This is a genomic window from Anaerophaga thermohalophila DSM 12881, assembly GCF_000191885.1.
GTDB classification, from domain to species: domain Bacteria; phylum Bacteroidota; class Bacteroidia; order Bacteroidales; family Marinilabiliaceae; genus Anaerophaga; species Anaerophaga thermohalophila.
Genome location: NZ_AEWI01000013.1, coordinates 20,001 through 41,072 on the forward strand (window position 1 = coordinate 20,001; position 21,072 = coordinate 41,072).

Below are 21,072 nucleotides of genomic sequence, written 5' to 3' on the forward strand. Positions count from 1 at the left end.
GGTTGAGGTTGAGGATGAGGTTAAGATTGATTTCCGGATTGATGCGCAGGTCTCAAAAGGTCATTGACCGTTTTAACCGGATTGAATGTTTCAACCGGTACTTCCACAAAAATGGTCAGCCAGTTGGCCATGGCTCCGTTCCAGAGGCCTGGTCGCTCCAGTGCTTTAATGGTCTTTCCATTGACCGATTTTTCAGAAATAAAACCGGTTTCTTCATCGATGTATGCTGACAAATTAAATTTTTCTCCTCTATGATTTTTGGTAATACACACTAAATCAACCGGGTTGAAGTGTGTGCTGGCTTCAAACATTTCTTTCTGTCCGGGATCATTCAGGTTGATTTGTGAACTCTCAACAATCTGAAGGGTTTCCTGGCCAAATTGATCCCTGACCCAGAATGGTCCGCCCCCGGGTTCACCTTCATTTTTTACCATTCCACATACCCTGATGGGACGATCCAAAAACTTCAAAAGATAGGCTGCCTGTTCCCCCATTGAGGTATCGGCCAGATGGCCGGGAATGTCTGTGTGGAGAAATTCCTTCATGAACTTTCTGATTTCAATGATGAGTTCGATCGAAAGCTCCTCTTCAATTCTGTCGATATAGCCGAATACTTTGTTGCGAATATCGAGTGCCAGACCGGCCAGTGCCTGCTTGTAATCCACAATTTCCTGAAGCAGATGTTCGGGTACTACATTATCAATATTCTTGATGAAGATGATTCCGGCATCACAGTCGTTCAGATTTTCTATGAGTGAACCGTGACCTCCGGGTCGAAAAAACAACCGGCCGTTTTCATCGCGAAAGGGTGTATTGTCAGGGTTGACTGCGATAGTGTCGGTATGAGGTTTCTGAAAACTGAAGGAAACATCAAAAGAAGCTCCCGTGCTTTTTTCTGCCTTTGATTTATCTTCGTTGAGCTGTTTCGTGAAATACCCGAGATGTTCGGGGCTGACGGTGAAATGGATTTTGGTTTCATCATTTTTATTTTTCGCATATTGTGCCGCCTCAAACAGATGCTCGGTCATGGCCGTACGCGGACCGTCCTGGTAACGATGAAAGAGGATAAGTCCCTTGGGCAGAAAACCGTAATTCAGTCCATCTTCGTCGAGTACCTTTTGGATTATCTCCCTGGCTAGCGAATACCTTACTTCTGTTTTATCGATATCATGACTTTTGAAATAACGCTTTAGCTGCTGATAAAAAGCAAACTTGTGCAGTTGGGTTAAAAACCGGCGAACCGGATGATCGTCGGGCAGGGTTTCCGGACTTTCCGGTTTTTCAAGGAACTGGTACAGGGACTTGAACATTCGTGTAGCGGCGCCCGAGGCAGGAACAAATTTCAGTGGATCAAGATTATTGTTGATTTCCCTGCTGTAGATGTTTTTATAATGTTCGATCATTGGCTCCGAAAAAGGAACAATGCCATCAGTTAGTGTTGCCGGTCGTTCTATCTTCAGTGAAGGAAATCCTTTTTTGAATCTCTCGATCTGCTGTTCCACTGACTCTATGGAAAGACCCTTTTCTTTAAGTTGTTCGATATCGGATTGTTGAAGCATATCTGTTGTGTTTTGTTTCGGTAATGTAATAAAATTTTCCTGTGAGAGCAAACAGAAGAGAAGTGAGTTGGATTGTGTCTTCTTGTGCCAATTAGAGAAAAAATACTTTAATTGTTTCGACTTTTTTGCTTGAATTTATTCGACCCATAGTTAAGTATCTTTAGATTATCCACTTGTTAATATACTGAAAACCAACAAAATAATATTTCGACTTTTTGAATAAACGAATATAGAACATAAATATTCGTATCGTCTAATAACTAAGAAAATGCCGGTCGGAAGATATTAATTACTTTCGACCGTCTTTTGATTGAAGCAAGGTAGCGTATTTGTTTAAATTCAATTAGTGTTTTACGAATTATCTCACATCTAATATATGAGCCCGGTATAAAAAGCATCTTTATGGCCAAACTCGTTGTTGTTTTAAATTTTTGCATCCTCATTAACAATAAGTTAACTCCGGTACAAAAATTTAAAACGCCTTGATTTTGACAAAAATATACTTTTTATACTGCACTCATATTTGAAAAACTAAAGATATATTGACTTTACTACAGTGTATTTTCACAGACAAAAATTTTAACTACAAGTAATTGTTTGCCAATTTATTAAAAAAATAACAGCGTATCGATATTATGAAGTATTTATTTTTAACTTTTGCAGCTTTTATGCTGTTAACGTTTCCTGTAAAAGGAGAGGGGTATCAGGTGAATTTGCAGGGACAAAAACAAACAGGGATGGGACATACCGGAACCGCTCTTTTGTTGGGACCGTCGTCGATCCATTTTAACCCCGGTGCTTTGTCTTTTCTGGAAGGCAATTATTTTCTGTCTGGCGGGATAAGCGGGGTAATTTCGCGTAATACTTTTGTTAAAGCTCAACCTTCGGTTTATTCTGCTGAAAGTGATAACCCTATGGGAACGCCGTTTACTTTTTACGGCGCAGTCCGGCTGAATGAAAGACTGGTTGTAGGAATCGGAGCCAACTCGCCCTATGGTAATTCACTGAAATGGGGCGATGACTGGGATGGCCGGTATTTGATTCAGGATATTTCTTTACAGGCCATTTATGTACAACCTACCGTTTCGTATGCCATCACTCCGAATATCAGTATAGGTGGCGGTCCTGTTGTTGTTTTCGGAAGCGTTGACCTGAATAAGGCTCTTCCGTTGGAATCGGCTGATGGCGAAGGTGGAGTGAATTTAAAAGGGAGTACAACCGCTTACGGGTATAACTTAGGTTTGTTTTTCAGAGTAAGTCCGAAATTGACGGCCGGAGTTAATTACCGGTCTGAAGTTTTGATGAAAATAGATGGGGGAGATGCTGTTTTTACTGTACCCCCCGGCATGGCCGGAAATTTCCCCGACAATAATACTTTCTCGGCAGAATTGCCAATGCCATCCAACCTGACTTTTGGCATTGGCTGGAAAGCAACAGACAAGCTCTTACTTGCTTTAGACCTGCAAAGCGTCGGGTGGTCATCGTATGACGAACTGACCTTTGATTTTGAAAAAAATACTGCTGCTCTGCAGGACTCAGAGAATCCAAGAAATTTCGAAAATTCGATGATTTATCGTATCGGGGCCGAATATACAGCTTTGCCGTCCTTAAAAGTCAGAGCCGGTATTTATTATGACGAAACGCCAATACCTTCTGATTATCTGACTCCGGAAACCCCCGGAACCAATAAAACAGGGTTATCTACAGGCTTTTCATGGGATTTGAACACCAATCTTACCGTTGATGCTTCCCTGTTGTACATTGCCGGCGAAGAGCGTAAAGATGGATATGCCCCGTTGAATTTTTATGGCACCTATAATTCATCGGCGTGGATACCGGGAGTTGGACTGAGCTGGTCGTTTTAATGTCAATCAAAAATAGATTTCATCAGTATAAAATTAGTCTAAGTTATTCGGCTGATGGAACTCGCATGATTGAGGTTTATACATGTTCTTTTGTGACAAACCTTGTCATGCTTGTTTCATCAGACCAACAGGCATATCCGACCGCCTTCGGGGTCATTGATTTTAAATGCGACGTTGAAGGTGTCGTACAATTTATCGAAAACAGATAATCGTTATTTAAAAACGGAAAAATAACAGTAATATGATTAAGAGAGTTCTATATTTTTTACTTTTTGCAGGATTGGTTCTATCGTGCAAAAATGAAGTTGATGTACCGACACCCCAAAGTGGAGATGCCGATTTCTCGGTATTTGTTTCGTTGGGAGATTCTTATACCGCAGGATATACCAACGGGGCGCTTTCTGCCGATGGCCAAAGGTCGTCCTTTGCTACTCTGATAGCCCGGCAAATTTCGGAAGTTGGCGGCGGCAACTATACCATTCCGTTGCTTCCGGAAGAAACAAGTGTGAGTTCATCACTCGGGGGAGAAATGGTTTTGCAAGTTACCCCGGCAGGCTTATCGCCTGTGGCTACAGAGGGAAATCCGGAACTGTTGACGAATCCATCCACATGGATAAATAAAGATGCACCTTACCACAATCTGGGCATTCCGGGGGCCAAAAGTTTTCATCTGGTTGTACCGGAATATGGTGACCCCGGGCAAGGGCCGGGAAATTTTAATCCGTTCTATGCACGTTTTGCCTCTGAACCCGGAGTATCGACGGCTCTGACAGATGCTTTGGCTCACAATCCTACATTTTTTAGTTTGTGGATTGGCGGAAACGATGTATTGGGTTATGCCCTGGCGGGAGGTGAAGGAGAAATTGCCGGTACAGCAGATGCCGATATTACACCGGAGGCTTTATTTAATCAAAGCTTTAACGGCATTTTGGGAGAATTGACAGAAATTGACGCCGAAGGTGTTATAGCCACCATTCCGGACATCAATATGCTGCCCTTTTTCAACGTTATACCGCCCAATGCGCTGGAGCTGGACTCAGAGCAGGCCGTGGCGCTGAATAATGCATATTCACAATACAATGCAGTTGCAGGACAATACGAACTGGATGAAATCTCTTTTTCAGAAGGGTACAACTTTTTCGTGATAGAAGATACTTCGCATCCGCTCGGAATGCGGCAAATTAAATCCGGCGAAAAACTTATTCTGAGTCTTCCACAGGAAAATATTTCAGATGCCGGCTGGGGCACATCAAACCCCATTCCGAAAGAGTATGTTCTTGATGAGGAGGAACTGACCAATATTTCGGAAGCCACCGCTGCATTTAATGACATTATTCGAAATAGTGCCTCTCAATTCGGTCTGGCGCTGGTTGAAATGGATGAACTTTTGCAGAAAACTGCAGAAGGAATGATCGTTGATGGATTTACTTATTCCAATGAATATGTTACCGGAGGTGTTTTTTCTCTGGATGGCATCCATGTTACCGGCCGGGGCTCGGCAATCGTTGCCAATACTTTTATTGATGCGATAAATGCACATTACGGCAGTTCTGTCCCGCATGTGGTTGTGAACGATCAGGAGGGAATCGTGTTTCCGTGATAATATCGGAACCTGCGAAAAAGAAGTAATACATTCAATCTTAATATTGAGTCTGGCAACAAAGATGCTTTTTAGACCGGACTCATTATTACAATGGTATATTTTTTGGAATTGAATGAATTAAATAGTACCCGTCTGTTAAGTCGGGATAAGTTGCACCAAATCATGTGTCTGTGCAAAAAGTACCGGTTGCAATGTTTGATTTTTAAATCATTAATAAAAAGAATTGTACCATGTTCAGGAATATAGAATTTTATGACAGATTGACAGGTTTTTTTGTCCGTCCGTGGTGGATTTATATGCTTATGGGCATTGATTTTATACTGTTGGCTGTTTTAATAGTAATATTTCCTGCACTGGCAGCATACCTGGTTGCGGGATTTTTGTTGATAAACGGCGTATTATTGGTTTCACTGGGATTTAAGTACAGGAATTTGAGAAACAAGTATAAAAAGTGGAAAGATTCGTACTGGATTGATATTGAGTGAACTGAAAAAGTGTCCGGTTATGAATATAAGTTTTTCATATCAAAATGGTGTTCCGGAAGGAATAGAGAAGGCTGAATTTGAAAAATATGTGTCGGACCGCTTCGATGATTTGCACAAGTTCTTCAGACATTATCTGAAGAGGGAGCCCGAAATTATTGTGCATGTATCGAAAGTGAAAGATACTTTCAGCCTTTCGTATGTACTGAAAGGACGGACTTCGGTATATGCCCACTTACGGGGTGAGAATTTGAATGAAATATCGATCCTCCTTCTGGAGAAATTTAAGTCGAAAATTAGCCGGGAGCTTGGTAAAACCCGAAAAGGAGCAATTACAAGGAAAAGAATCCATCAGAGGCTGCGTTTTGAAGACATCGTGCCCGAGCTGACCCGTCACAGAGAAGAAGAAGACTGGGATGCTTTCAGCCATTTGTTCAGCACTATGCTTCCGGAAATCAGGAAATTTCTGGAAAGACGATATAATGAAGTCAAGGGTACCGGAGTGGATGAAAGCACAATTGGAAATCTTCAGGACCTGGCAGATGAATTATACCTCGATATCTGGCGAAACTTTGACAAGCGACCTGCCGACCTTCAGGAGATGAAGGAATGGATTTATTCAATGGCTGATAAATTTGTCACCCGAAAACTCAGCTATTCTCATCCGGAAGGAGAAGCGGTTAATGTCGATAATCTGGAACGTCAGGAGATAGGGGAGTTGCAGGAAAACTTTTCATGGGATGCTGAAGGTGAGATTTATCTGGAAGAAGAGTTTGCCGACCCCGTGGAAGTCCTGAACAAATATTATTATCACGATTTCTTTTCCGACAAACTGATTTTCGATCAGTATGATATTGAGGATTACAACAGGTTCATCGAAGATTTCAATAACCTGGTATTGCAAGAGTTGTCCAAATTTCCGGTTGAAAAGAGAACGACTTTCGATTTTTACTTTAATGAGGGGTTATCACTTAAAGAAATAAGCCGTATTCGCAACATGCCTGAAAGGGAGGTGCAGAGAACTGTAAATGAGATTAATTCGCATCTTACTACCGCGCTTAAAGGTTGGGTTGAAGCCAATTACAGAAAACCGGCCGAATAGTGAACCGTTGAAATTTTGCTTTTCTCCAAAAAAAAAAAAAATTGAGGAGGCTGTCTAAAAAGTCCATTTTTCTCTGTGAATCACTGTGATGTGCTCCGTGCACTTCTGCGTATCTATTTGAAAAACAATACTTGCGACAGAAAGTACTGAATTCATTTTTCCCCAAAGAATTACTTTTTAGACACTCTCCTCAAACAAATTCAGTAAGATGGCCAGGTTTATTTAACCGGAGCTTCCGGAATTTCCGGCAGCGGTTCACGTTTGTCCAGTTGTTTCATTATTACTTCAATGGCTTTGTTCAACTGCTGGTCTTCGCCGTTAAATTCTTTCCACGGATCGTTCTCAATGACAATATCGGGTGTTACACCAACACCTTCAATTATCCAATCGCCTTCCATTGAAAGAGAAGTGAATTGTGGAATACGCAGATCGGTGCCATCGATAAACGGCAGCGGGCCGGTGATTCCTACTATGCCACCCCATGTGCGGGTACCGATGGTTGTTCCTATTCCTAAGGCTTTAAATCCGTGAGCGAACAGATCGCCATCCGAAGCAGAATACTTGTCAATAAGTGCTACTTTCGGACCTACAAGAGTTTCGCTGGGGACAGGCGTTACTTCAGGAGAATTTCTCCGCATATTGACCCGGTAGGCTTCACGGGCCAGGCGTTCGAGTATCATGGGAGATACATTACCACCGCCATTTCCACGGTCGTCGATGATCAGCCCTTTCTTGTCGAGTTGCGGATAAAAGAAGCGGGCAAACTTATTCAGTCCGTTAGGGCCCATGTCGGGAATGTGAATGTAACCGACCTGACCGTTTGTTGCCTCATTTACCTTGCGAATGTTTTCGTTGACCCACTTGAAGTAATAAAGCTCACTTTCGTCGTCAATAGGCGTAACAAGCACTTTTTGGGCACCTTCAGTGACCGGTTTATTGTTTACCAGCAATTCAACGGTTTGTCCGGCTTTTCCTACCAATAATTCAAAAATGTTATTGACAGATTTCGTTGATTGCCGGTCTACCGCCAGAATGTAATCTCCTTCGCTAACATCGACTCCGGGGGCCTGTAAAGGCGATTGCAAATTGTCGCTCCAGGGAGCACCATCCAGTATGCCGGTAATTTTAAAATAGCCTGACGCATGAGGTTGGATGGTGGCTCCAAGCAGGCCGGTTTTGATTCGTTCGGGCTTTGGTGCTTCGCCGGTGTTAACGTATGCGTGGCCTGCATTGAGTTCGCCAATCATTTCGCCAATGACATAGTTCAGATCGTTCCGATGATTAACGTGTGGCACCAATACTTTATATTTATCGTGAATGGCCTGCCAGTCGCGGCCATGCATGTTTTCCACGTAGAAAAAGTCACGCATCTGGCGCCACGCTTCATCAAAAATCTGTTGCCATTCGGCACGGTAGTCAACTGTTGTTTTCATACCTGAAAGGTCGATGGGGTCTTCAATTTTTATGGCTGATGAAGGGAGGTCAATCACCTTCCAGGTTTTATTTTTGCCTGCCAGCATTTTCTTATTATCGGGTGAAAGCGTGTATCTGTAATCACCCAGCGCCTCTTCTTTCTCTTTCTCAAGGTCGAAAACGAACAAACCTGTGCCTTCTTTTTTAACCTGGAACCGGCGGTTGTAATAAACCTTACCGTTAACACAGTTAATGCTGTAATAATGTCCCGGTTCAACAGGTAATGCAACGATGCGACGGCCGATACCGTCAAAGTCAATTTTTACAGTAGTATCCTTTTTCTGCTCATTGTCGTTTTTCTTTTCTTTTTCTTCTTCCTTTTTTTGCTCAACGGGTTTTACATCTTTATTTTCAGGTGCAAATGGCGAAGGTGTTGCCTTGTCCAAAATGGCAAAATAGATTCTGTATGAATTGATATAGGCGTGGTTCCACTCGGTTTCGCTGTATGTGGGGCTGAAATCACGCTGAGATGTAAAGAACAGATATTTTCCGTCGTCGGAAAAAGACGGATAGCCGGAGTCGTACCATTTTTCCGTAATCATTTGGATATCCCCGGTTTCAATGTTGGCTACCTTGATCACATCCATCTGATTGGGCCTACCATCGGTAAACGCAAGCCACCGGCTGTCGGGACTCCAGGTAAAATCGCCAAGTTGGGAATAATCACTTTTGGAAATCAGACGTGTATTGCCGGTAGGCACTTCAGTTATCATCAGGCGATAATGCTGGTCGTTCCAGGCAATGTAACGACTGTCGGGACTCCAGCTGATATTAAATTTGTAGGTATCTGCTCCCGATGTAAGCTGCCTGGCATCTCCTTCACCGTCGGCAGGTTTTATCCAGATTTCGTATTCACCGCTTTGGTCAGACAGCCAGGCCATCCATTTTCCATCGGGCGAATATTCGGCATCGCGGTCGTGAACCCCCGGCGTACGCGTGTGATTATAGGTGATGCCGTCTTCGGCCGGGACAGAGAATAGTTCTCCCCGGGCTGAAAAAAGAATGCGTTCGCCGCCAGGAGAGAGGCTTGCACCGGTGATATTATCTGAAACATCTTTAATTTCTTCACGTGCGAAGATCATGTCGTTGTTGATGGTTACCGGCACCTGCCGGAGTTCCCTGGTTCTGGCATCAAAGGTATAAAGATAACCGCCTTTTTCGAATACTATGGTTTGCCCGTGGTGAGAGGGAAACTTGATGTCGTAATCGGTGAAATTGGTAATTTTTTCTGTTTCGCCGCTATTGGTGTTATATACGAACAGATTCATAGTGCGGTCACGATCCGAGAGGAAGAATATCTCGTCTTCGATCCACATGGGAAAAATATCCTGTGCATCGTTGTCGGTGACGGCCTTGGTTTCATGGGTGTTGAAATCATGAATCCAGATTTCATCGGCCATTCCGCCCCGATAATACTTCCAGGTACGAAATTCCCGAAATACACGGTTATAGGCAAGCTTGCTGCCGTCGGCATTGAAAGAGGAAAAACCTCCTTCGGGGAAAGGCAGTTGCCCGGGCATTCCGCCGTCAACCGGTACTTTGTACAGATGTCCTTTAAACGAATTAAATGATTTTTTTCGGGTTCGGAACACGATGTTTTCACCATCCGGTGTCCAGGTCATAACAATGTTGTTGGGGCCCATGCGGTCGGCTACATCATCGCGTTGCAATGTCGCGGTGTAGGTTAAGCGTTTGGGAATACCGCCTTCGGCCGGAACTACAAAAACTTCGGTGTTGCCGTCGTATTGCCCGGTGAAAGCAATGCGGGAACCATCGGGTGAAAAGCGCGCGAACATTTCCATCCCCTTGTGGGAGGTGATTTTTCGGGCCGTTCCGCCATCAATAGGAACGGTGTAAAGATCGCCTGCAAAAGTAAACACAATTTTGTTGTCACTAATGCCCGGAAAGCGCATCAGACGGGCCTCTTCGGCTACGAGTAAAGCCGGTAACCCAATGAGTAATGATACAAGGAACAGTTTTTTCAGGTTCATAATTCTTATTTATTTAGGTGTGCAAATAAGGCAAAATCAGGTGATGTTTTGGTAATTCGTGCGCCGGTTAATTTGTTAACCGGTTTAATAGGACTAAAACATAAAAATATTCAAAATTGTTTGGCAGGGATAAGAAAGCAGTATCGTTTTTTGATAGTACCACATTTGTTTTGAAGATGCTTGTGGTTCATTTTCAGGTATCTGATGAAGCTTTAGTTTAGAATTTTTCATAATGTACTTTTTCCCATAAAAGCACATCTTCGGAATAAGGGGCTCGTTCTTTGGCTTTGTATCCAAATGCTATTATGTTCAGCACTTCCAGACTCCCGGGAGCATTTATTATTTTTTTGACGTTTTCGGATGCCAGGTTTCCTTCATCATCAGTACGCAGCCTGATCTGAATCCAGGTAGACCCCAAGCCAATCGATTCGGCAGTTATTTGCATCAAAATGGAGGCGATGGAGCAATCTTCGATCCATACATCACTTTTTGCAGGGTCGCCTAAAACAACAATAGCCAGGGGAGCGCCGGACAAGAATGCTGCACTATGCGATTTACATTTAGATAACCGTTCCAACGTTTCGGGATTTTCGACCACGACAAATTCCCATGGTCGATTGTTTTTTGAGGTAGGTGACCATAAAGCAGCTCTGAGCAATTGGTCAATTTTATCTCGCTCTACTTTCTTAGGTTCAAATGTTCTGCAACTTCTCCTTTTTTGAATGATATCGAGCATAATACTGAACTATATTTTCGGCAAAAGATTAAAAATAATTGTCGGGGGTAGAAAAACCGAAAATCTTATCGTTATCCTATATGCCTACGGGCAAAACAGTGAGCATTAAAAAACTCTGTTTGGTAAAAATTTCTAATATATTTAACGGTTTAAAAATTTAGAAAGTGTTTCAATTAATACCTGTAACCGGATTGGTTTGGCAAGATAGTCATCACAACCGGCCTCCATGCATTTTTCTCTTTCGCCCGACATAACGTGAGCCGTTTGTGCAATCACGGGCACGTCGGGTTTGATCTTCTTAATTTCGCGGGTTGCAGCATAACCATCCATAACCGGTAATTGCAAATCCATCAATACAAGGTCTACGTCATTATCTTTAAAAAGATCAATGGCCTGCTGACCGTCTTTTGCCCACAAAATTCTGGCACTGGTGCGACGAAGCGCTGCATCAAAAAATATTTTATTGGTATCAACGTCTTCGACAACTAAAATAATTTTATCGCCCCAGTCCTGGTTAAGTGCGTTACTTAAATTTGAATCCGACATAACTGATAAGGTTAATATTTGTTTGGTTGACCTTTCCTTTTTTTAGTTTGACCAAAATAACACTTTATTTTTTAAATTTCCTGATATTTAAGGTAAAAATTTATTGATAAAATGATTCCTTGGAATTATATGGCGGTTTCGCTGTTTTTTTGTTGTTTTGGCATGTTGTTGCGGACGATGATTCATTAAATGAGTGCAGTCTAAAAAGCCTTATTACCCCTAAATCCCCTAAAGGGGACTTTTTCAAACTGCTGATTTATAGCAGTTCCCCTTTAGGGGTCAGGGGTAAAAATGGTAAAAATCAGCAGTTTGAAGGCTTTTTATACTGCACTCATTAAATAGTATCTGTCCATAAAGTAAGTACCATTTGCCGTGTTACGCTTGCTTCCAAAATACTCATTTAAGAAAAGTAAATCCCGTTTTTGGCGGCTTCGAAAGCCTTGTAACCGGCACTTTCTGAACAGACAAGCATATTGTGAAATCTTTTGCGGGTTTATAGACGAGCACTAAATTAAATAATAAGGTGAACATAAAGATTTTTGCGGTAGAAGATAATCGATATTAAGAATGGCGATCAAAATATTGTTCTGTATATATAGTATTTTTTTAGTTGCCGAAATGGTTGGAAATGCTCAGGGATTTGAATCTGATGCTCTTGCCGGATACTCATATCAAAAGGTGAATTCTGTAGAAAATATGAGTCTGGAGCAAAAAATCAGCCTGATACTTGTTCCCACCGGTCATCGTGCCGACGGATCGATGGTATATTCCGGTCTCAGTAAAAATAATGCAGGCTTCTGGAAGGAATATAAGGTGCTTAATATTACTGAAGGCTTTAGAACCTCAGATTCTGACGTTCCGTTTCCCGATTGCCGGGCCATTCAGAATATTAATGATTATCGGATGAAAAGTATTTTGAGGGATGATCTGATTAAATATTTGTCTGATAATAATGCCCGGGGTGTACTGGCTTCCTCGTCTTTCTTGTTTGAGAGTTTTTCTTATCCTTCATCGTGGCTGAATGGGTCCAATAGTTATGCACTGTGGCTGTTTTCAGATGTTAGAGATGTGTTTCTTAGCATTCCTGTTACCTGGCTTCCGGATAAATTATTTTCCGGAAATGAGCCCCTGTCAATAATTCCTTCGCAGAAGAATGACAGTAATGTTTTTTCTCCATGGGTTGATCATTCCGGGGGAAGTGATATTCATTTTGAAAAACGGATAAGGCAAGGCACGCTTTTTCTGACTTCAGATTATGAATCGGATTTCACCCGCCTGGTCAGAGCTTATCGAAACAAAATGTTGATAGAAGATGATCTGGATGAAGGTTGCAGGAAGATTCTGGATACTTTGGGCAAATCGGGCAAACAAAAGAATTTTACCACTGAAAAGCAAATAACATGCTGGCTAAAAGAATACGCACGAAGAAGAACTTTTGAAGAAGGTATTCATCTTTTTAAACGAAGGGAGTCCCCGTTTCTTCCTTCTGATTTGCGTAACATCAGCATAAAACTGGTTTCAGATATTGCCGACAGTCTTGCATCTTCATTTATTTCCATGGCAGAAAATCATTATACAATTACTGTTGCAGATTCTGCCCGTGCCGATTATGTGTTTTGGTTGTATGGAAATAAGCCGTTGACCGGGCCGAATCTGAAAACCAGAGCCCAAAAAATAAGAAACGAGAATCCGGATGCAGAGATAGCTTTATTTTTGGGTGACCCGTGCAATTATTTTGAAAAGAATACCATCCCTGAGAGCGTTGATGCTGTTTTTACAGGCACATCGAATTGGTCTGTGGTGTGGGAATATCTGTCACAGGCTGTCTTTTCCGGAATAAATACAGAAAAAGCATCACCTCGCGAATATTGGTTAAAAGGCATTCGTCCGCTTTCAGTAAGAACTCAGAAATCAAGATTAAAGTTTGGAGTACCTGAGGAGGTGGCTATGCGAACCGACAGTTTACTGAAAATTGATACTTTAATGTGGGAGGCCATCAAAGAGAAGGCTATACCAGGCGGCCAGGTATTAGTGGCCCGTGACGGAGTTGTTGTCTGGAATAAAGCTTATGGAAATCATACCTACAAGGGAAACAGGAAAGTGGCACAAAGTGATATTTATGATTTGGCCTCAATAACCAAAATTGCAGCAACACTTCCCTCGCTCATGAAATTGTATGACCAAAAAAGATGGTCATTGTCTGACACCCTTGGTGCCTTTTTCCCCGAAGTTGATACGACCGATAAGGCATCTATTACCATACGGGATATTTTACTTCACGAAAGCGGATTGGTTTCTTATATCCCCTTCTATTTGGATGCCATTGATAAAGAAAAACTGAAAGGCAGCTTGTTTTCCAGAAGGTTTTCGTGGCTTTACAATATTAAGCTTGATGATTATGTGTATTTAAACCGGACTGTATCTTACCGTGAGGATGTATTTCAGAAATTCCGGGACCAGGTTTTTTCAGTGCCGGTTGCCGATAAATTGTACATGAACAAGCATTATCTGGATACAATGTTTGTCAGTATCATTACTTCTCCATTACGCAGAACACACGACTATTTATATAGCGATGTCGGATTTTATTTTTTGGGAGAAATGGTACACCGGCTTTCCGGTAAACCATTAAATTATTTTGCTGCCGAAAATTTCTTTGAGCCGCTGGGAATGATAAATACATCTTTTCTGCCACTGAATCATTTTGACAAGGAACGGATAGTTCCTACTGAAAACGACAAAGCCTTTAGAAAACAGTTGCTTCATGGTTGGGTACACGACCCGGGAGCTGCAATGATGGGTGGAGTAGCCGGTCATGCCGGGCTCTTTTCGAATGCCGGCGACGTTGCCAAAATGATGCAAATGTTCTTAAACGATGGTCGTTACGGAGGAAAAGAATATTTGAACGCCAGTACCGTTGAACTGTTTACCAAACGTTACAACGGCACAAACCGTCGGGGGCTCGGATTTGATAAACCTGAACCTGATACCTCAAAAGTTAGTCCGGCTTCACGACTTGTTTCTTCTTCCTCTTTTGGGCACAGCGGATTTACAGGTACCCTGGCTTGGGCCGACCCGGAAAATGGTATTATCTATGTCTTTTTGTCCAACAGGGTACATCCTGATCAGTACAACAAAAAATTAATTGAAAACAACTACCGGACAAGAATCCAGGACATCGTATACCACTCCATAATCAGAAAAAAGAATGATGATTGATTTTCTTAAATCTGATGTATCCCGAATACTACAACGACAAAGTGGTTCGCTATGGCTTCGTTATGGGAGAGGAACCCGTCAGTTATGTGGAGCAGATTCTGAAACGTTACCAACATTATGCACGTCTGACAAGCGGGGTGAATTCCTGAAGGTCAGGATAAGTGTCGTGTTTCCGGGTAGGTTTATCTCAACCTCAACCTCAACCTCAACCTTAACCTCAATCTCAATCTCAACCTCAATCTCAACCTTACCCTCAACCTCTTTTATTTCCGGTCTTCAAAAAATTTATCAAAAACCCGTATCATATATTCATGGTCTTTAACACCGGCCAGTTCTCTTACCGAATGCATGGCAAGCATGGGATTTCCAACATCTACCGACCGGATATCCAGTTGTGAGGTGGACACATTCCCCAAAGTGGAGCCACCTGCCATATCACTTCTGTTGACAAATCTCTGGCACGGAACACCGGCCAGTTGGCATAACGATTCAAAGACGGCACCACTGTCGCCATCGGTGGTATATTTTTGGTTAGCATGAATTTTAATGACCGGACCTTGATTAATCAGTGGATGTAGAACCGGATCGTGTTTCTCGGGATGATTGGGGTGCACTGAATGAGCCATATCTGCCGATATCATAAACGACCGGTAAATGGCACGCTGGATTGATTCTTCATCGTTTCCGGATTGTTTAAGAATACGGTAGAAAATGTTTTTAAATACAGGAGACCCGGCCCCCTGTTTGGTCTGGCTGCCAACCTCTTCATTGTCGAAAATGCAGAGCATCTGAGTGGTTGATGAGGGAGAAGCCTTGGCTATTGCTTTTACGCCTGCATGAACCATGGCTAAATCATCCAGCCTGGTGCTGGAGATAAATTCATTGTTGGGCCCCATGATGCATCCTCTTGAATGCTCAGAGAGTGTAATATCAAAATCCAGTATTCGGCTTGCGTCCACACCTGCTTCTCTGGCAAGCAATTCTTTCAGAAATCCTTTCTTCTGGTCTCCTTCATTCAGGATGCCGAGCAACGGTAGCATGTCTTTTTGTTTATTAAGTTCAACACCTTCGTTAACGGACCGGTTTAAATGAATGGCCAGATTTGGAATAATAACCATTGGCCGGTTAAAATTGACCAATCTCATGTCGGGAGAAAGTGGGTCATTCCCCTGAACAGCAATCCTGCCTGCCATGGAAAGCGGTCTGTCGAGCCAGCTCATGAGAATAGGACCTCCGTAAACTTCGGTATTCAATTTGAGATAATGGTCATCTTCTGTCATTTCCGGTGAGGGTTTAACCTTAAAGGATGGAGAATCACTATGTGCGCAAATAAGTCTGATGCCCGTTTGGGAAGGCTCTTCTTTGCCTGTAATGAATGCAAACAAGGAGGAACCATTACGGGTTGTGTAATATTTTTTCCCGCTTTCAAGTGTCCAGGCATCATGTAATTCCAGCTTTTCAAATCCGGCTTTTTCTAGAAGTTTAGATGTGTTTTCAACAACATGATATGGACTGGGACTTTCATGGATAAAATCAATCAGTTCGGTGGCAAGTTTCAGTGGCTGTTCCATTTTATATCTTTTTTAAATACGTGAGCCCGCTCTAAAAAGCATCTTTGTTGCCAGATTCATTGTTGTTTCAAATTTTTGAAACGAACATGAATTTTGGATGGCCAAATTTTCAAAAAGGCATGAACAAAATTGGCTGACGCCGATCTTACGATTCATCATGAGTTCCATCAGACCAATAACTTAGACTAATTATATACTGATGAAACGAGCATGACAAATTTTGTCACAATCAGAATATGTATAAGTTCTTGCATGCGAGTTCCATCAGACCAATAACTTAGACTAATTATATACTGATGAATCCTCAATTAACAACAGGTAACTCCGGTACAAAAATTTAAAACGCCTGGATTTTGACAAAAATATGCTTTTTATACTGCACTCATATCTCATTGAATATAGCGATTCTCTACTAACAAAACAAAAGTATCAAGCTTCTGTTTTTTAAAAAAGGAGTTTTGTTAGCATTCTCTTGATGTGAGACAATTAGCTTTTTGGATTTTCCCTATTTTCCTGAAAAGCTGCGGCGTTATACCAGGATATTTAACATAATTTCGATATGATCAAAATTATAAATGATATGTCTTGAAAATTTATATTTTTTGTTATAAATTTACTTAAAGGGATAATAAAAATGTTTACTGATTCTGAAGTGGTACAATATTTGAAAATATTACTTTTATTCAGTTATTTAATCCTTTTTTATAAAAGGAGAAGGAGGGCAGAATATAATACTGTTTGCTAATTTTTAAATATTGATGATATGAAACATTATCGTATAAAAGTAAGAGATGATAAAGCAAAGTTTTTGCAGGAATTGTTGCGTTATCTGGATTTTCTGGATTATGAAGAGGTAGAGAATTTTTCTGAACCAAGGGTATATACGAATTTTGAACTGAAATCAGGTCAGGAAAAAAAGAAAAGGAAGCAAAGCAAAATAAAAGAACAGGCCTCTTCTGCAAAGAGTAAGGATAACAAGCAGGAATCATCTGCTGAGAGTTTGCGTGAAGTTCTGGCACGAATTGATCAGATGCGTGACCAGGTCAGGAAAAATAAGTAGTTATTGAATTCTTTGATGAAGTTGATTCGTGCGTCTGCTTCCGAAAGAGTTTTTCTGAAGCAGACGCACATTTATTTATACCCAGGTAATGTTTGTCCACAAAGAGCCATTTAATTTGTTAGGCTTGTCCGATAATTACTCATTCCCAAGTAGGTTTTGTAAGGTTTTTTCAAAAAAAGCAAAAAATGCACATTCGGGACTCCGTGTTTTCGGCCTTTTCAAGCCTTGTAAATGATACTTTATGAAGGAACGCATGATAGTAAGAAATTATCCCGACTTTATAGACGCTCACTAAGTAAAGCAATGCTTCGTGTTACTCGTATGGCGCGGCTCTCTTTGCAGAGCAAAGCGGCATAGCCGATCATCGTACCATCCCTATTAATGAACAATATATTACCGGAAGTTACCTCAAAAATCGCTAAATTCTTTGAGGGTAAAGAGCTCCATGAATTGAAAAAAAAAAGCTGTTAAACTACAATTTTGCGTCATTGTTCAAAAAAAATGATGTTTTAGAGCATTTTTTATGCTCTGAAATTTGGTATACACCAAAAACCGTCTATATTTGTGGAAAGAAGATTGGGAAACCTATTTTTTAACCCTAAAAATTAATTTTTTATTATGAACAAAGCTCAATTAATTGAAGCAATTGCTGGTGAATCAGGATTGACTAAAGCCGACGCTAAAAAAGCATTAGATGGTTTTATTAAAGTAACCGGCAATGCATTGAAAAAGGGAGACCGGATTGCACTGGTCGGATTTGGTTCTTTCTCTGTTTCCAAGAGAAGTGCCCGGACTGGTAGAAACCCTCAAACCGGTAAGGAAATCCAAATTCCTGCCAAAAAAGTAGTTAAATTTAAAGCTGGTAGTGATCTTACCGATGCAGTAAATTAATTCTTTTTTGGTCAAAAGAATAAGAAGGGGGCGTTTCAGTTTTGGAGTGCCCCCTTTTTTTTGCGCCACATAGAGTAGGATATCTTTATCACAGGGGAACGACTGTAGTTGTTTTAAAATGTTTTATCGCAGCGAACCAACTGTCTGACGGTAGTTGTTGAGAATATTTTTATCCGGAAATGCTTCGGCAGTGCTCAGAAGTTGTGATTGCTTTGACATGCAGGATGTTTATATAATTGAAGACCGTAACAGGTATGAAGTTAATCCCGATTTAATCCCGATATTGCTCTCAGTGCCTTTAAATGGTTGTCTCTTCACAAAATAATATACTTCCGATTCAAAATCGGTTTTTTCGGAGTTGAAGAAAGGCATCTTCAGAATATTTGCAGCTGTACCCGATCAGAGTGCAGTTATATTTACACAGGCGGATATCAAGTAAGTGCCCTTTTGCAATGGTTTTCGGAAGTTTAAGAACGGTGTTTCGGAAGATGTTAATGGCTGACGGGTATTTGACCATTCCGCTGGCAGGTTTTACCGAAAACTTGAATATTTGGTGGCAGCGGCCATTATGCTGCAACATTTCACATCCTTTATTCGTACAAGAACAGGCAAGTCTGTCTGGTCATTCCGGCAAAAATATTGCGAACAGTTATTGCTGTGCCGGATGCGAAAAACAATAAAAAGAGTTGATTAATTGAAGAATTTTTTTTGAAAAACCAGCGTTGACGTTGAAATAGAGCCGGGTGGTTAAATTTCAGTCTTAAATTGATGGTAAAAATTAAGTTATTTTGTATTTTTGAGCAAAATCTCAATCTATGAATTGTATTATTATTGATGACGACAAGCTGTCAATAAAAATAATTGAAGAGTTTGTGGGCAGAACAGAGGGTCTGCACCTCGCCGGGTCTTTTTCCAGCGCGGTGGCGGCCATGAATTCACTTAATCAGCCTGATGCTGAAAAAGTGGATTTGATCTTCCTTGATATTGAGATGCCCGAGATGTCTGGTATTGAATTTTTGGAATCTATTGATATTATCCCTCAGGTAATTATTTATTCTTCTCAGGAAAAATATGCTCTTGAATCTTATGAATATGATGTTACGGATTATCTCTTGAAGCCTGTTCAGTTTGGCCGGTTTATTAAGGCTGTCAACAGAGCAAGAGAGCGCTACGAGAAAAAAGAAAGCCCGGTTAAAGAAAGCACCGAAATTTTTATCAAGAACAACGGTTCGCTTGTCCGCATCAAATACGAAGACATCCTTTGGATAGAGGCGCTCGAAAACTATGTGGTACTTAACACGTTCAGTGAAAAATATACCATTCATTTTACCATGAAGGCGATTGCCGATAAGATGCCATCAGACCGGTTTATGCGTATTCACCGTTCGTTTATCGTTAACTTCAGCAAAATCAAGGTGATTGAAGATAATTCGGTGGTTATTAAAACCGACAGCGGTACCAAAGTTATCCCGATCGGTAAATCATACAGGGATAAACTGATGAACGACATTAATCTCATTTCGAAATAGTAATTGTTCGTTTCAGGAAATCAAAACGGGATCGCGTTTTTATTCGATCCCTTTTTTTTTGCAAAATTTTTTGAAAAAATTAATATTCCCCTGGTAAAAGTAATTCTTCATTATGAAGAATACTCCAGTCTTTCAGCCAGCTGTCGGTTCCAAATGCTCCTTTGAAGCCGGTTTCCTCAAACCAGCTGTTGTTGAGGTTATAGATTTCTCCCAGTTCACTGTTGGAAGGCAGCAGATTCATGGCATCAATATGCTGTGGATTGTAAAGAATTAATGGATTCTCCAGCAAATTGTTTCCATCCTCAAATGCGGCATTGACAATTTCATCCTGTTCCGTTACATCGATTACGGTGTTGGAGTAGACACCCAGAATTTGGCGAGCCGAATTGTTCCCGACCATGTAGAAGACATTATTCATAATATTAATGCGTCCGTCAATAAATTGCTGGTAACTATCCAGGTTATCGCCGGAGTATTCAATGCCGATGCCATGTTTTTGATGCAGAAACAGAGAGTTGGCAATGGTTCCTGCCGAACTGTTGTCGAATCTGGCGGTTTCGCCGTTTTCATCCATGCCTTTTCCGATGAGTGTAGCATTACTAATGGCCGGACGTGTTTTCGGATATCCCTCGTAATCACTGAGTTCAATGAGCAGGTCGCCGGTTGCTCCAGCCTGAAGTCCGACAATAAACTGGCAATTACCGGTGTATCCCAGATCAAAATCGAAAGCATCGTCACCGCAAAAAGCTGAAAGCAGGTAACGTCCGTTAACGGTTCCCCCGAAAAATTCGAATCCATCATCCCGGTTGGATATTACTTCAACGTATTCGAGGGTGGTTCCGCTGCCGACTCCGCCAAGCGTGAGACCATTGATTTCATTTCCGTCTTCAAGTTTGGTTCCTCCATGCCGGATGGAGACATACTTTAAAATTCCCGAATTATCCTTCACATGAGTGCCTCCATACAAAGTTCGTGAGTCTTCCAGGGGAAGTCCTTCAATGGCGCTTTCGCCGTCGGGCGCATTAACGGGAGCGTTTCCCAATATTATCACGCCACCCCATAAGCCATTGTTTTCAATGGGTACAGACCCCTCGAGGTCGTCTCCCTTTACGGTGAAGATAATAGGGTTTTCTGAAGTGCCTTCAGCTATTATTTTCCCTCCACGCGCTACAACCAGTGCACTTGCATTTTCAGCCTGTCCGGTTTCTGCTCTGATCACTGTTCCGGGCTCAATGGTGAGTGTTTGTCCTTCATTGACGAAGACCACTCCGTCCAGCAGGTATTCCTTGTCTGCCGTCCAGATTGTTGTTCCTGTGCCTCCGCCATTGTCGGTAATTGTCACATATTCATCGGGAAGAACATATTCCGTTTCCCGGCATCCGGTGAAGGAGAGGAACAGCAAAATGCTTAATGCGGATAATATAGATTGAATTTTATTCATGGGC

The 21,072-nt window shown here is 41.6% G+C and carries 16 protein-coding genes; 10 read left to right on the plus strand and 6 right to left on the minus strand.

All coding sequences use genetic code 11. The features are described from left to right. Nucleotides 1-20: 20 nt before the first annotated feature. Nucleotides 21-1,559, minus strand: a complete 1,539-nt coding sequence (locus tag ATH1_RS0105075; protein ID WP_010418480.1) for a DUF4301 family protein — start codon at nucleotides 1,557-1,559, stop codon at nucleotides 21-23. 635 nt (nucleotides 1,560-2,194) lie between these two features. On the opposite strand from ATH1_RS0105075, the gene ATH1_RS0105080 reads away from it, so the two are divergent. The 4 genes from ATH1_RS0105080 to ATH1_RS0105100 all read left to right on the plus strand — a co-directional run bounded on the left by ATH1_RS0105080 (nucleotide 2,195) and on the right by ATH1_RS0105100 (nucleotide 6,611). Further along, entirely contained in the window at nucleotides 2,195-3,424 is a 1,230-nt protein-coding gene (locus ATH1_RS0105080; RefSeq protein WP_010418482.1) for an OmpP1/FadL family transporter, read from the plus strand. A gap of 241 nt (nucleotides 3,425-3,665) precedes the next feature. Next, nucleotides 3,666-5,024 carry a hypothetical protein gene (locus tag ATH1_RS0105090; RefSeq protein WP_010418488.1) on the plus strand — a complete coding sequence of 453 codons (1,359 nt, stop codon included), beginning with the start codon at nucleotides 3,666-3,668 and terminating at the stop codon, nucleotides 5,022-5,024. A 233-nt stretch (nucleotides 5,025-5,257) separates the two neighbouring features. Further along, nucleotides 5,258-5,512 (plus strand): hypothetical protein, encoded by a 255-nt coding sequence (locus tag ATH1_RS0105095; RefSeq protein WP_010418491.1) that lies wholly within the window; start codon nucleotides 5,258-5,260, stop codon nucleotides 5,510-5,512. A gap of 19 nt (nucleotides 5,513-5,531) precedes the next feature. After that, nucleotides 5,532-6,611: a hypothetical protein gene (locus ATH1_RS0105100; RefSeq protein WP_010418493.1), complete on the plus strand. Its 1,080-nt coding sequence runs from the start codon at nucleotides 5,532-5,534 to the stop codon at nucleotides 6,609-6,611. Nucleotides 6,612-6,829: 218 nt separating this feature from the next. Here ATH1_RS0105100 and ATH1_RS0105105 read toward each other — a convergent pair whose 3' ends face one another. The 3 genes from ATH1_RS0105105 to ATH1_RS0105120 form a co-directional block, all read right to left on the minus strand. Beyond that, complete coding sequence (locus tag ATH1_RS0105105) at nucleotides 6,830-10,075, minus strand: S41 family peptidase (RefSeq protein ID WP_010418496.1); 3,246 nt, start codon at nucleotides 10,073-10,075, stop codon at nucleotides 6,830-6,832. 217 nt (nucleotides 10,076-10,292) lie between these two features. After that, a complete protein-coding gene (locus ATH1_RS0105115; RefSeq protein WP_010418502.1) occupies nucleotides 10,293-10,811 on the minus strand; it encodes a nitroreductase family protein in 519 nt (172 codons plus the stop codon). Nucleotides 10,812-10,952: 141 nt separating this feature from the next. Further along, nucleotides 10,953-11,357, minus strand: a complete 405-nt coding sequence (locus ATH1_RS0105120; RefSeq protein WP_010418505.1) for a response regulator — start codon at nucleotides 11,355-11,357, stop codon at nucleotides 10,953-10,955. A 149-nt stretch (nucleotides 11,358-11,506) separates the two neighbouring features. Here ATH1_RS0105120 and ATH1_RS22745 point away from each other — a divergent pair, with 149 nt between their 5' ends. The 3 genes from ATH1_RS22745 (at nucleotide 11,507) to ATH1_RS21065 (ending at nucleotide 14,725) form a co-directional block, all read left to right on the plus strand. Continuing rightward, the gene (locus tag ATH1_RS22745; protein ID WP_425358284.1) at nucleotides 11,507-11,695 is read left to right on the plus strand and encodes a hypothetical protein; all 189 of its coding nucleotides are present in this window, start codon (nucleotides 11,507-11,509) and stop codon (nucleotides 11,693-11,695) included. A 229-nt stretch (nucleotides 11,696-11,924) separates the two neighbouring features. Then, nucleotides 11,925-14,576 (plus strand): serine hydrolase domain-containing protein, encoded by a 2,652-nt coding sequence (locus ATH1_RS0105130; RefSeq protein ID WP_010418509.1) that lies wholly within the window; start codon nucleotides 11,925-11,927, stop codon nucleotides 14,574-14,576. Further along, complete coding sequence (locus ATH1_RS21065; protein WP_010418512.1) at nucleotides 14,573-14,725, plus strand: lysozyme family protein; 153 nt, start codon at nucleotides 14,573-14,575, stop codon at nucleotides 14,723-14,725. Before ATH1_RS0105130 ends, ATH1_RS21065 begins: the two co-directional genes overlap by 4 nt. Before the next feature lie 114 nt (nucleotides 14,726-14,839). Here the strand turns inward: ATH1_RS21065 and ATH1_RS0105140 are convergent, their stop codons facing one another. After that, complete coding sequence (locus tag ATH1_RS0105140) at nucleotides 14,840-16,147, minus strand: M18 family aminopeptidase (protein WP_010418514.1); 1,308 nt, start codon at nucleotides 16,145-16,147, stop codon at nucleotides 14,840-14,842. Nucleotides 16,148-16,910: 763 nt separating this feature from the next. Between ATH1_RS0105140 and ATH1_RS0105145 the strand changes: the two genes are divergently transcribed. The 3 genes from ATH1_RS0105145 (at nucleotide 16,911) to ATH1_RS0105165 (ending at nucleotide 19,627) form a co-directional block, all read left to right on the plus strand. Then, nucleotides 16,911-17,207 carry a hypothetical protein gene (locus ATH1_RS0105145; protein WP_010418515.1) on the plus strand — a complete coding sequence of 99 codons (297 nt, stop codon included), beginning with the start codon at nucleotides 16,911-16,913 and terminating at the stop codon, nucleotides 17,205-17,207. 618 nt (nucleotides 17,208-17,825) lie between these two features. Continuing rightward, complete coding sequence (locus ATH1_RS0105150) at nucleotides 17,826-18,098, plus strand: HU family DNA-binding protein (RefSeq protein WP_010418516.1); 273 nt, start codon at nucleotides 17,826-17,828, stop codon at nucleotides 18,096-18,098. An 815-nt stretch (nucleotides 18,099-18,913) separates the two neighbouring features. Next, entirely contained in the window at nucleotides 18,914-19,627 is a 714-nt protein-coding gene (locus tag ATH1_RS0105165; RefSeq protein WP_010418520.1) for a LytR/AlgR family response regulator transcription factor, read from the plus strand. Between the two features lie 79 nt (nucleotides 19,628-19,706). Here ATH1_RS0105165 and ATH1_RS0105170 read toward each other — a convergent pair whose 3' ends face one another. Then, a complete protein-coding gene (locus ATH1_RS0105170) occupies nucleotides 19,707-21,068 on the minus strand; it encodes a hypothetical protein (RefSeq protein ID WP_010418522.1) in 1,362 nt (453 codons plus the stop codon). Nucleotides 21,069-21,072: the final 4 nt, after the last annotated feature.

Coding starts and splice junctions, on each gene's coding strand:
- ATH1_RS0105075 (WP_010418480.1), bottom strand. CDS start 1,559: ATGCTTCAACAATCCGATATCGAACAACTTAAAGAAAAGGGTCTTTCC.
- ATH1_RS0105080 (WP_010418482.1), top strand. CDS start 2,195: ATGAAGTATTTATTTTTAACTTTTGCAGCTTTTATGCTGTTAACGTTT.
- ATH1_RS0105090 (WP_010418488.1), top strand. CDS start 3,666: ATGATTAAGAGAGTTCTATATTTTTTACTTTTTGCAGGATTGGTTCTA.
- ATH1_RS0105095 (WP_010418491.1), top strand. CDS start 5,258: ATGTTCAGGAATATAGAATTTTATGACAGATTGACAGGTTTTTTTGTC.
- ATH1_RS0105100 (WP_010418493.1), top strand. CDS start 5,532: ATGAATATAAGTTTTTCATATCAAAATGGTGTTCCGGAAGGAATAGAG.
- ATH1_RS0105105 (WP_010418496.1), bottom strand. CDS start 10,075: ATGAACCTGAAAAAACTGTTCCTTGTATCATTACTCATTGGGTTACCG.
- ATH1_RS0105115 (WP_010418502.1), bottom strand. CDS start 10,811: ATGCTCGATATCATTCAAAAAAGGAGAAGTTGCAGAACATTTGAACCT.
- ATH1_RS0105120 (WP_010418505.1), bottom strand. CDS start 11,357: ATGTCGGATTCAAATTTAAGTAACGCACTTAACCAGGACTGGGGCGAT.
- ATH1_RS0105130 (WP_010418509.1), top strand. CDS start 11,925: ATGGCGATCAAAATATTGTTCTGTATATATAGTATTTTTTTAGTTGCC.
- ATH1_RS0105140 (WP_010418514.1), bottom strand. CDS start 16,147: ATGGAACAGCCACTGAAACTTGCCACCGAACTGATTGATTTTATCCAT.
- ATH1_RS0105145 (WP_010418515.1), top strand. CDS start 16,911: ATGAAACATTATCGTATAAAAGTAAGAGATGATAAAGCAAAGTTTTTG.
- ATH1_RS0105150 (WP_010418516.1), top strand. CDS start 17,826: ATGAACAAAGCTCAATTAATTGAAGCAATTGCTGGTGAATCAGGATTG.
- ATH1_RS0105165 (WP_010418520.1), top strand. CDS start 18,914: ATGAATTGTATTATTATTGATGACGACAAGCTGTCAATAAAAATAATT.
- ATH1_RS0105170 (WP_010418522.1), bottom strand. CDS start 21,068: ATGAATAAAATTCAATCTATATTATCCGCATTAAGCATTTTGCTGTTC.